The organism is Candidatus Spechtbacterales bacterium (assembly GCA_040879145.1).
Taxonomy (GTDB): domain Bacteria; phylum Patescibacteriota; class Minisyncoccia; order Spechtbacterales; family 2-12-FULL-38-22; genus JAWVZY01.
On the sequence record JBBDKX010000028.1, the window covers coordinates 1 to 11,903 of the forward strand.

Consider the following 11,903-nt stretch of genomic DNA (forward strand, 5'->3'; position numbering starts at 1 on the left):
TTCTTCCTTACTATGTTTTATATTGTCGCCCATATATACATTATACCAAACTACGTACGCACTGGTACAATGATAAAGTTAAATATAGTTACAATCTGACAAATACAGTTGCCACTCTAACAAAAAACCCACAAACCCGTCAACCCCCACACCAACTTATAATATTTTTTTGATAGCGCATTACTGCTAAGTTTAAATATGGTAAACATAAACTCAAGTTAGAAAAAATTGCAGTAGAAATAAACATGGATTGCAAGTTGGTGTGGGGGTCAACTCCCCTTCGTATTAAATCATCTAAAATAACGCCAAAGCATTATCGGTTGCATCATTTAAAATCACACTTTTAAAATCACACTGAAATGAAAAGAGATATTATAGGAAATGTACATCTTTTCTGCTATAGCAGAAAAGATGTACATTTTTACCTTCCCTCCACAAAGGTAAAAAAAAGAACTACACGTCGACGGATTAAGATCCCTTAAGTTTTATAAGGGATACTACTATCAAAGGGGTAAGAAGAATATTTAGCCCTGCAAAAAAACCTAAGCCGCCTGGCAGGGTGAAAATAGCAATATTAAAAAAGGTGTATGAAATTAAAGTTGCCTGTATTAACGATTTTTTCACTTCTGCCTGAAGTGCTGCAGAAATAACTCCTACTGCTGTAAATATTCCCGAGAAAAAAATAAAGTTTGACCATACTAAGATAGATCCTTCATGCGACCACAAAGATGCGAATGATATTAAAAACACATTCAATATTAATATCAAATCTGCAAAAAATAAAATTATTCTAAATTTTATTTTTTCGTCTTTTTTTCTCTTAAACTTCACAGCTTTGTATGTAGAACTTTTCTGCTATAGCAGAAAAGTTCTACATTATTACTTCTTCGACTAAAAATACTTTAACTCTATTTTTCAAACCATAGACTTTAACAACACCTTTTGTTTCCTCATAAACATCCCGTGAACACACCCAAACACTTTTTTGAAGCATTTTGTATCCAAGTTGTTTTAAAGTGTATCTAAACGATTCTCGTTCTGATTTTTTATCATCCGGAATATCGTACATAACCATTATCCACATTCCATCTTCTCGCTTATTTTTATTGGCTGTTTTAATTTTAATATTTAGTACTTTCTCTGCGCCTTTTTCGGTTAATAAAACAGCTTTGCCGCCATCATGCGTCTCTGTTTCTTTAATGTACCCGTTAAGTTCCAGGTATTTAATAAGGCGCGCAAATCTCCAGCTACTATTGTCTCTATCATACTTCCTTCTTAACTGATCTATTTCAGGAGACACCGCACCTTGTAAAGTTTTTGGAGAAAAAACATCAACTGCACTCGTTGTGGCCTGTATTAAGGAAAAAATATCCCAAAGAAATTTTTCTGTTATGGGTAACTTCATAATAATTTAAAGAAAGCATTCATTATTTAATAATCGATAATTACTCATCCACATTATAACATCCAACTAAATGTACATCTTTTCTGCTATAGCAGAAAAGATGTACATTTAGTGGTTAATAGAATATTATGTTGGTTCTTATGCATATGTCAAATAAGTACATGTTACTTAAATAAAATACCGAATGTTATTCACTCGGTATTTTTTCTATGTTCTCAAGCTTCTATTTGATTTCTTCTATGTGTCGGAGTTCCCACTTGCATGCTTTGCAACAATCATCAATAAATGTAGCTTTGTAAATTACGCCTATTTCTGTTGAATCATACAATTCCTGACTTGCGCGAGCGTAAAATACAGGCTTCCACGCGTAATTAAACTTATAAGTTCCAGGGTCTTTTTCGTTGTAATCCTGCAATAAGATATAAAGCGCCTTATCTCTATACAAAAGCTTTGTTTCTTTACCGTACACTTTTACAACGATTTCTGTTGTAGCCTCATTTGCATTCTTATTTGCGGTTCTTTTTCCTAACTTTTTACCCACAAATCCACCTAAGACAACGGCAATAAAAGTTGCTAAAAGAAAGGTAATAACAAGGGTATATCCTTCCATTGAACTCCTTTTTCTTTGTAAACAACTGAATATTTTATAGCACTTACAGAGACGGGTGTAAACAAAACCGCCCTCTGGCGAGGTCGGACCTCGCCAGAGGGCGGTTTTGTTTTATTTTCTGTATCTATACCAATGTTGTTTTACTAAAAGAGGTTTCAAGATATTCATCTAAAGCCTCGGGCCAGGGGCGCGGTGTTACAAATTTAGTATTGTTTAAAATTGAGTACGAGGGACGCGCGGCGGGGGCGGAAAACTCTTTCGCCGAAACCGGCAAAACACGCGGATATTGATCTTTTTTCCATCCATGTTTTTTGCCGTAAATATCTATTATTTTTTTTGCATATTCGTACCAACTGGTAACGCCGTCATTTGTTATGTGGTAAATTCCGTATGGCATTCTTTCCGCCACTAACGCGCGGGTTGCCTGGGCAAGATCTTTCGCGTAAGTCGGTTTTCCGAATTCATCATCTTTTATTTTCATTTCCCCTTTTTCCGCCAAGCCCAAAACGGTATCTACAAAGTCGCGTCCCCCTTCACCAAATACCCATGAAGTCCTAATTAAATAGTAGTTGTGGGTATTTTTCTTTAATTCCTGTTCCCCAAGAAGTTTAGAGGCGCCATAAACATTAAGAGGAGTTTTTGCGGGGCGGGCATCTTCGTTATAGCCGTCCTTATTGCGTCCATTAAAAATATAATCTGTGGAATAATGCACAAAAAGAGCGTTGTGTTTTTTGGCGGCGGCTGCCATGTATCCCACAGCGATGCCGTTTACCAGCATGGCTTCTTTTTTATTTTCCTCCGCTCCGTCCACATTGGTATAGGCGGCGGCATTGATTACAAGCTCCGGTTTTATGCTATCAAAAACCTTATCAACAGACTCTTTGTTTGAAATATCAAGATTCTCCCTGTCCAAAGGGTAGAGTTCAAACTCGGATAAAACTTTCTTTAAAGCGGTTCCCACAATGCCGGAACCGGTAAGTAAAACACGCATATACTCTTTATGCCACGGTAAACACAAGATGTAAACTTGCTTTCATCTGAATTTTCAGTATAAAATACTCTAATGTGTTGAAAACATATAAACTTATATTATTACAGACAACATGGCCATAGAAATACAACCATTTGAAACAGAGGAACAGTTAACTCCGCGAGTGCATCCCGCAACACAACCAAATACGCGCATTGCTCTTGCAGAGCGACTCTTTAGCGACGGACACGTATCCGTTGAAGAGGCGGCGCATCTTACGGGTGAGCACCCTTCTGCACTGGAGGAGGCCTTTGAAAAAAAGGGTATCCTTCCAAGAAAAAAAATATTAGTTTGCGGAGGAGCGGGATTTATAGGAAGTAACTTTATACACTACATTTTGGAAAAATACCCTTACTACCACGTAGTAAACTACGACAAACTAACTTACGCGGGAAATCTTGAAAACCTGCGCAATGTGGAAAAAAGCCCTCGATACAAATTTATAAAAGGAGATATAGCTGATGGTGAAAAGGTAAACCAAGTTATACAGGATGAAAAAGTTGATTATGTGATAAATTTCGCGGCTGAAACCCATGTAACACGCAGTCTATTGTTCCGCGCCGATGAATTTGTTAGAACTAATGTGCTTGGAACTCATGCAATACTGGAAGCAGTAAAAAACAACAACCACGTAGAAAAGTTTGTACATATATCAACTGACGAGGTTTACGGCAGTCTCGCACTGGATGACCCAAACAGCTTCCGTGAGGACACAGCATTTGAACCTAATGTCCCCTATGCGGCAGCAAAAGCCGGAGGGGACCATATGTGCCGGGCTTATCACAACTCTTACAAGGTGCCTGTTATTGTAACCCATTGTTCTAACAACTACGGGCCTTTCCAGCACCCTGAGAAACTTGTACCAAACGCACTTTTCCGCTCTCTTAGAAACCAGCCAATAACACTGCACGGCAACGGACAGCATGTGCGTGACTGGATATTTGTACGCGACCACTGCAAAGCATTAGACCTTATACTGCACAAAGGCAAAATTGGAGAAGTTTACAACATAGGAGCTGATGAAGAAAAAGATACTAAAGAGATAGCGCTTACTGTTTTGCGTTCTCTTGGTAAATCTGAAAACCTAATAACCCTGGTAGATGACAGACCCGGAAACGACCTGAGATATTCTATAAGCATAGAAAAGATAGGAAAAGAGCTGGGCTGGAAGCCGGAAACTTCTTTTGAAGAAGGAATAGCGCTTACCATACAGTGGTACCAGAACAACTTAAGCTGGGTTGAAGCGATAAGAGAAAGAGATAAAGAGTTTAGTAAATATATATAAATGGAAAAGTCATACAAAAAAGTGGATACTCCGATTGAGGGGTTGAATATATACATTAATAAGATAGTCTCTGATGAGAGAGGGCATTTTTTAGATCTTGCAGAAACAGACAACCCGTCAATGGAGGATGTAAAACACCTGCACGCGTCTATTGCCACAACAAAACATATAGCACGCGGAGAGCACTGGCACTACAAGCTAACCGAACATTTTTATGTGATGGCAGGAACCGCACTTTTTATTCTTCACGATTATAACGAGAACTCCTCCACTCATGGCAAAACATACGCGCTAATTCTTGGGGACGGAAAAACAAAGCCTGAAACAGAGCTTGACTCTTACTATATGGATGAAGGAAAACTTGCACAGCTTGAAATACCCCCCATGGTGTATCACGCATTTATGCCCCTGACAGATGATGAGGCGGTGGTGTTTGTTTCCGGAAATTTCGGATACGACGCTGAAGATTACGGACGGGCAAAAGTTATAGATATTCCGGGAGTTAAAGATATTTTAAACAAGCTAAATATAGAATTATAAACATAATGCAACCTGCATTTACATAAAGCTACGGCGAGGTACTCAATTTTGCAGCCAATCGCTGCACTCTTGGGCAAAACTGGAATGAAAGCAATAATAACAGCGGCTACTACCAACCATCTGCGGCCGTTAACTCACATAAAAAACAAGCACCTTCTTGAGCTCGCGAATAAGCCGCTTATTTTCTATGCGATAGAAAAAGTTGTAAGCGCGGGTATTTCAGAAATAGGGATAGTTGTAAAAGAAGGAGATACTGAAATACAAAGAACAGTTGGCGACGGATCAAAGTGGGGCGTTAAGATAAAATACATTCCACAAATTGGAGGCGCAAAAGGGCTTGCCCACGCGGTTTACTGCGCGCAAAACTTTGTGGGCACTGAACCGTTTATGGTCTATCTGGGAGACAACATTATAAACGATGATATTTCAGTACTACGGGAAAAATTTGAAAAAGAAGACATAAATTGCCTTCTTAGTCTGGCGAAGGTACCCCGGCCCGAGCGTTTTGGGGTTCCCGAATTTGATAACAACGGCAAAATCCTGCGCATTGAAGAGCGACCAACAAAACCAAAAAGCGAATATGCTGTAGCGGGATTATATTTTTATGACAATAACGCGCACAAAGCTTACCCACACATAAAGCCAAGTTTTAGAGGAAGCTACGAAATAGCAGACCTGCATACCTGGCTCGCGCAAAATGGATACAACGTACAGTGGCAGGAAATACAGGGGTGGTGGAAAGACAGAGGTAGCGCGTTAGATCTTTTAGAGGGAAATTCTCTTGCTCTTGATAATATAGAAACAGGAAATGAAGGAAAGATTGAAAACTCAGTTTCTGTACAAGGAAGAGTGTGCATAGGAAAAGGCGCAAAGATAGGCGGCCGTTCTGTTATACGCGGACCGGTGGTAATAGGCGACCACTGTCTTATAAAAGACTCGTACATCGGGCCCTACACATCTGTGGGTAACAAAGTAGAGATGCACGGAGCGCATATTGAACACTCCATAGTATATGACGGCTCTGCCATAGCTACACCTCAGAAGATATCGGGAAGCATTATAGGAGAGAATAGTATTATAAGCGATGCCGAACACGAGACACCTAAAGGAACAAGGCTGATAGTTTCGGGGAATTCAAGTTTGAGTATTTAATATTTAATATTTAATTTATGTCTAAAGTTGACGTTTCTATAGTAGTAAATCATTATAAGAGTCCTAAGGTGCTGAAAATGGCGCTTGGTTATGTTAGAGACTGGAAAAGAGACTTTGAAAAAGCCGGCGGTTCGGCTGAAATTATAGTTACAGATTCAGAAACAATACCGGAAACAGTGGAAATTATGAACCAGCTCTTTCCTGATGTAATTTTTTTAAAAGAACCAAAAAACATAGGTTTTGGTAAATCTGTAAACCGTGCCTGGGATATAGCAAGCGGTAAATATATATTCACGATGAACGCGGATTTTGTAATCCCCCGCCCCAAAGAGCTAAACAAGCTTTTAAATTATCTGGAGAACAATCCAGAAGTTGGACTGGTAGGGCCCCGCCTACAAAATTTTGACGGCACGCACCAGCCATCAGCTTTTCGCTACTACACGCCGATGACAATATTTTACAGAAGGACCTTTCTAAAAAAACTCCCTCAGGCAAAAAACCATATAGATGCCTTTATGCTGAAACACCATGATAATTTAACAAAAGAACCTACTGAAATTGACTGGCTTATGGGCTCGGCACTTTTGACCAAAAGGGAATATTTAGATAAAGTCGGCTTTTTTGATGAAAGATATTTTATGTACATGGAAGATGTGGACCTGTGCAGAAGGTTCTGGGAAAATGGATACAAGGTGATGTACTATCCGGATTCAGTGATGCACCACTTCCATGGCGCTGCCAGCAGAAGCAGAAATATATTTAAAGCCGCGTTTAACAAATATACAAGAATACATCTTGTAAGCGCGTATAAATATTTCCGAAAGCATGGAACTTCCAAAAAAAGATACGGAGTATAAAAATAACCCCTCATAATGAGGGGTTATTTTAAAAGAACTTTGCAACTCCATGGACTTATGGATTTATGCCTAATTAAGAATATAAGCAAGCCTGTGAGCTTCGGTACCTACAAGCTCTGCTTTTTCAAAATGAGCTTTGAAAAATGAAAGTGCCGCAAGAGTAAAGCCACAAGTAATTGTCTGGCTTACTAGAAGTTCCGAAACTTCATCCAGGGTTACCCAGCCAATAACGCCGCCAAACTCCTCCCCCGAGTCCAGCTCAAGAAGAGACGGGTCGGGCGGAACAATTTCTGTCTGCACGGCATAGACAGGGACAGGAACAGAATCAAAAGCGGTGTCAGGAACAACGAAACCAATCAATTGCGTCCCTTTTGGATCACCATAACCGGTTTCTTCTGCAAGCTCCTCTACTGCTGTTACTTCGGTGTCACTAAGCGCGTTCTTGTTGAAACCACGCGGGGTCTCAAGAGACCAGACACCGTAATCATCAGGGTTGAGAACTTCATACGCCTCGTAAGGCCTGTCTGTCCTGCGAATGACTTCGCGGAAAGACCACTGAAGGGCCACGCGTACATTACCTTCGGAATCAATGCCCCATGGACATGTGCCGGCACCGTGGGATACCATAACAATCTTATCAAACTTAGGATTACCCTCTTCATCGCAAACGACAACATGCAAACGCGCGCCAAAACGCTCACTGATATAACCCTGATGACTGCTCTTCCAACCAGGTTCGAAATCAGAGTTTCTCTCCTGTACAGCACTCACTTCGCTAATTAACATCGGACGACCGCTAGGACGTGGCGGAATTCCATATATCATTTTCAAATCACTCATATATGCCTCCTTATATTATGCACATGAGCTGAGCATATACTACCACAACAAATAAGAACACGCAATAATTATTGCGTGTTCTTATTTGTTGTACAAAATTGTTTTAATTTAAGCTTAAGCTGCAACTTTTTGCGCTGACTTAGGCTGTGTTACGCGAATATTCAACTTATCTGCCTGCAACGTTATAGATACGCGGGCATTATCCTGTATATTCTTTTCTATAAGTTTTTTCGCAAGCGGATCCAGTATATGGCGTTGTATCGCGCGTTTAAGAGGGCGGGCACCGAAATTAGGGTCGTATCCCCTATCGGCAATAAATTCTTTAACACCTTTACCTATCCTTACTTTAATATCCCTGTCCGCAAGACGAGCAAGCATCACATCAAGCTGGATATCTACAATATCAGCGAGAAGCTTTTTACTAAGCGGGTGAAATATTATTATCTCATCAAGACGATTTATAAACTCGGGTTTTAAGCGATCCCTTACAGCATGCATAACTTTTTCACGCATTATGTTTTCATCCGCGCTTAAAGCCTCTTCCTTTCCCGTTTTTTCATCCATTGCATCAAACCCAAGCTTGCTTATATTCTTAATGTAATCGCTTCCAAGGTTTGAAGTCATAATTATAACAGTATTTCTAAAATCAACAGACCTGCCTTTTCCATCAGTTAAACGGCCGTCATCCATTATCTGCAAAAGAATATTGAAGGCCTCAGGATGCGCTTTTTCTATCTCATCAAGAAGAATAACGCTATACGGGCGGGTCTTTATCTTTTCTGTAAGTTGGCCCCCTTCTTCGTGTCCTACATACCCGGGAGGAGAACCTATCATACGGCTTACAGCATGGCGCTCCATATATTCACTCATATCAATGCGTACCATTGCGTTTTCGTCATCAAAAAGAAAATCAGCAAGAGCGCGTGCAAGCTCTGTCTTTCCAACTCCTGTGGGTCCCAAAAATATAAAAGAGCCTATGGGGCGGTCTGTTTCGCCTACTCCTGCCCTGTTGCGGCGTATGGCATTTGATATTGCTACTATCGCTTCATCCTGCCCGACTACGCGCTTGCGCAAATTATCCTCCATATGCGAGAGGCGTTCTATCTCTTCCTGGAGCATGCGAGCTGCGGGAATACCCGTCCATCGCGCAATAATGTTGGCTATGTCTGATTCATTTATCTCTTCGTGCATTATTCTGCCCTTTTTCTGCAATCGGGCAAGTTCTTTCTCTGACTCTGAGAGTTCCTCTTCTTTTTTAGGAATAACACTGTAACGGATTTCCGCCACCTTTTCTAACTCTCCTGCGCGTTCGGCAATATCAGCCATCTGTTTTTGCTCGTCTATATCTTTTTTAAGTTCGTGTATGTTTTCTATAAGGTCTTTTTCGTTTCTCCATTTTCTCTCTAAAGCACGCGCACGCTCTTTAATGTCCGCAAGCTGTTTTTCTATCTTTTGAAGATTGTCTTTTGAGCGTTTATCCTTCTCCTGTTTAAGAGCTTGCTTTTCTACCTCAAGGCGCCGTATTTCACGGTGAAGCTTGTCTAACTCCTCGGGCTGGCTCTCTATGCTAAGGCGAAGAGCAGAAGCTGCCTCGTCCATAAGGTCTACGGCTTTATCAGGCAAAAACCTGCCCGGCAGATATCTTTGGGAAAGCTTAGCGGCAGATATGAGCGCCGCGTCTGTTATACGCACACCATGGTGTACTTCGTATTTATCTTTTATACCGCGTAAAATAGCAACGGCGTCTTCAACACTTGGTTCAGCCACATATATGGGCTGAAAACGCCTTTCAAGTGCCGAGTCTTTTTCTATGTATTTTTGATATTCTTTAGTTGTTGTAGCTCCTATCGCATGCAACTCTCCACGCGCCAAAGCAGGCTTTAGAAGGTTTGACGCGTCTATTGAGCCCTCGGCCGCGCCGGCTCCCACAATGGTGTGAAGTTCGTCTATAAATAATATTATTTTTCCGGAGCTTTTTTCCACCTCTTTTAGCAGTGCCTTAAGACGGTCTTCAAATTCACCTCTATATTTTGTTCCGGCGACCAACGCGCCTATATCAAGAGCGAGAAGCTCCCTCTCCTTTAAAGACTCGGGGACATCTCCGTCTACAATACGCTGAGCCAAACCCTCAACTATGGCCGTTTTTCCAACACCTGCCTCTCCGATAAGTACGGGGTTGTTCTTTGTGCGTCGTGTTATTACCTGCATTAAACGCCTTATTTCATCTTCGCGCCCAATTATAGGGTCAAGCTTTTCTTTTCTTGCCATCTCTGTAAGATTACGCGCGTATTTTTCAAGAGCCTGAAATTTATCTTCGGGGTTAGGGTCGGTTATTCTTACGCCACCTCTTAGCTCGCTTAGTATTTTAAGAGTATTATCGTAATTAAGTTTTTTGGCGACATCGTGGCCTACTGTGGCTCCGGCTATCATACTCGCCTCTGTTAAGAGACTTTTTGCTTTGCAGTGTGTATCTACAATAGCGAGAAACAGGTGCTCCACGCTTATATATTCATCGGAGAATTTTTTTGCCTCTTCCCGCGCGCGCGCCAAAACCTTCGCAAGCTCCTGTGTAACATAAAGCTGCCCCATGGGAAGCGTCCCTATTGCGGGGCCCATTGGGGAAATTATTCTGGGAAATTTATCCAGTTCCGAATTTGTCCTGTGATCAAGAGCGTCTATGTCTATTCCGAATTTGTCCAAAATAGTACGGACAATACTGCCATCTTGTTTTAATAGCGCTACCAGTAAATGGAGTTCGGATACCTGTTGGTGGCTTTTGTCCTGGCTTATTTCCTGTGCCTTTTGTAATGCCTCCTGGGCATATTGAGTAAAATTTTGCATAATTTTTTATAATAATACTTCTACATAAAGTATACCACATTTTACCTGATTTAGCAATCTAAAGTCAAGAGTGCTAATATTTCGGCTGGCTCAATATCTTCTTTTATATTTCGACTCACGTACAGAATGTAATTTTTTTGTCTTTTCTTTTATTTGAGTCTCAGTCATATATAAAAATTAAATTATACTTTTAATTTTATTTACAGTGTATTCAATATCTTTTTGTGTGGTGCTCCTGCCAAGTGTAAAACGCAAACTACTTTTAGCGCAGGTGCTTCTACTTATTGCCTCTATAACGTGTGACGGCTCAGGAACACGCGCTCTACATGCCGAACCTCCTGACGCATAAATTCCATAAGAATCAAGTTCGGGTATAAGTGTTTCGGATTTTTTTCCCTCAAAACAAAAATTAACATTGTTTGGTATTCTGTTTTCGCGGGAACCATTTAAAAGAACTCCTGAAATACTATTTAATACTTTGGTAATGAAAAAATCCTGAAGTTCCCGCATCTTTTTTGATTCTTCTTCCATAATTTCCCCCGTCTCTTTTAAGGCCTCCGCAAAACCGACAATAGCGGGTATGTTTTCGGTACCTGAATGATATCCCCTCTCCTGATCTCCGCCTGTTATAACCGGAACCAAATCTATACCCTCTTTCTTGTATAGAAGCGCCGAACCTTTTGGTCCGTATATTTTGTGGCTTGATAAAGTCATCATATCCACCCCCAGGTTTTTTACATTTATATCCAAATAATTGGCCGCCTGCACTGCGTCAGTGTGGAAAACCAGCTTACAGCTTACAGCTTTTAGCTTATAGCTTTCAATCGCCTCCGCAATTTCAGCTATTGGTTGTACTGTTCCTATCTCATTATTTACGTATCCAATTGTTACAAGTACTGTGTTTTCTTTTATTGCTTCCTCTACTCGTTCAGACGAAACAAACCCGTCTTTGTTAACCGCAATATATGTAACCTCTGTTCCTTCTTTTTCCAATTCGCGACAAGTTGTAAGAACAGCGCTGTGTTCTATGTTTGTTGTAACTATGTGCGGATTTTTAAGCGCAGATGCTTTTACCGCACCGCGTATAGCCAGATTTATGCTCTCTGTGGCAGAAGCTGTAAAAATAACCTCTTTCCAATCAGCACCTATTAAATCCGCGATACTGTTGCGGGCAACATCTAAAGCGCCCTGAGCCTTTTGTCCGGGAATATGCAAAGAAGAAGGGTTATAAAACACGTCCGAAAAATAAGGCCGCATCGCTTTAAACGCCCGTTCAGATACCGGCGTTGTAGCGGCGTAATCAAGATATATACTTTTGTTAGAATTGCCGGAAAAGAGCATTT

General features: G+C 40.8%; 11 protein-coding genes. 4 read left to right on the forward strand and 7 right to left on the reverse strand.

Going from position 1 to position 11,903, the window contains the following annotated elements; genetic code table 11:
* Positions 1 to 468 precede the first annotated feature (468 nt).
* The 4 genes from WDZ40_03195 to rfbD all read right to left on the reverse strand — a co-directional run bounded on the left by WDZ40_03195 (position 469) and on the right by rfbD (position 3,006).
* The gene (locus WDZ40_03195) at positions 469 to 831 is read right to left on the reverse strand and encodes a hypothetical protein (GenBank protein ID MEX0877839.1); all 363 of its coding nucleotides are present in this window, start codon (positions 829 to 831) and stop codon (positions 469 to 471) included.
* A 40-nt stretch (positions 832 to 871) separates the two neighbouring features.
* A complete protein-coding gene (gene cas2, locus WDZ40_03200) occupies positions 872 to 1,405 on the reverse strand; it encodes a CRISPR-associated endonuclease Cas2 (GenBank protein ID MEX0877840.1) in 534 nt (177 codons plus the stop codon).
* Between the two features lie 223 nt (positions 1,406 to 1,628).
* Positions 1,629 to 2,015 (reverse strand): hypothetical protein, encoded by a 387-nt coding sequence (locus tag WDZ40_03205; protein MEX0877841.1) that lies wholly within the window; start codon positions 2,013 to 2,015, stop codon positions 1,629 to 1,631.
* Positions 2,016 to 2,139: 124 nt separating this feature from the next.
* The gene (gene rfbD, locus WDZ40_03210) at positions 2,140 to 3,006 is read right to left on the reverse strand and encodes a dTDP-4-dehydrorhamnose reductase (GenBank protein ID MEX0877842.1); all 867 of its coding nucleotides are present in this window, start codon (positions 3,004 to 3,006) and stop codon (positions 2,140 to 2,142) included.
* Positions 3,007 to 3,118: 112 nt separating this feature from the next.
* On the opposite strand from rfbD, the gene rfbB reads away from it, so the two are divergent.
* The 4 genes from rfbB to WDZ40_03230 all read left to right on the forward strand — a co-directional run bounded on the left by rfbB (position 3,119) and on the right by WDZ40_03230 (position 6,879).
* Positions 3,119 to 4,330 (forward strand): dTDP-glucose 4,6-dehydratase, encoded by a 1,212-nt coding sequence (rfbB, locus tag WDZ40_03215; protein MEX0877843.1) that lies wholly within the window; start codon positions 3,119 to 3,121, stop codon positions 4,328 to 4,330.
* Positions 4,331 to 4,870 carry a dTDP-4-dehydrorhamnose 3,5-epimerase family protein gene (locus WDZ40_03220; protein MEX0877844.1) on the forward strand — a complete coding sequence of 180 codons (540 nt, stop codon included), beginning with the start codon at positions 4,331 to 4,333 and terminating at the stop codon, positions 4,868 to 4,870.
* 84 nt (positions 4,871 to 4,954) lie between these two features.
* Complete coding sequence (locus tag WDZ40_03225) at positions 4,955 to 6,022, forward strand: glucose-1-phosphate thymidylyltransferase (GenBank protein ID MEX0877845.1); 1,068 nt, start codon at positions 4,955 to 4,957, stop codon at positions 6,020 to 6,022.
* 17 nt (positions 6,023 to 6,039) lie between these two features.
* The gene (locus tag WDZ40_03230) at positions 6,040 to 6,879 is read left to right on the forward strand and encodes a glycosyltransferase family 2 protein (protein MEX0877846.1); all 840 of its coding nucleotides are present in this window, start codon (positions 6,040 to 6,042) and stop codon (positions 6,877 to 6,879) included.
* A 69-nt stretch (positions 6,880 to 6,948) separates the two neighbouring features.
* Here the strand turns inward: WDZ40_03230 and WDZ40_03235 are convergent, their stop codons facing one another.
* From WDZ40_03235 to WDZ40_03245, 3 genes are all read right to left on the reverse strand, one after another.
* Positions 6,949 to 7,719: an NUDIX domain-containing protein gene (locus tag WDZ40_03235; GenBank protein MEX0877847.1), complete on the reverse strand. Its 771-nt coding sequence runs from the start codon at positions 7,717 to 7,719 to the stop codon at positions 6,949 to 6,951.
* A gap of 114 nt (positions 7,720 to 7,833) precedes the next feature.
* Positions 7,834 to 10,560 carry an AAA family ATPase gene (locus WDZ40_03240; GenBank protein MEX0877848.1) on the reverse strand — a complete coding sequence of 909 codons (2,727 nt, stop codon included), beginning with the start codon at positions 10,558 to 10,560 and terminating at the stop codon, positions 7,834 to 7,836.
* 177 nt (positions 10,561 to 10,737) lie between these two features.
* A partial coding sequence (locus WDZ40_03245; protein ID MEX0877849.1) for a cysteine desulfurase family protein occupies positions 10,738 to 11,903 on the reverse strand: 1,166 nt, incomplete at its 5' end.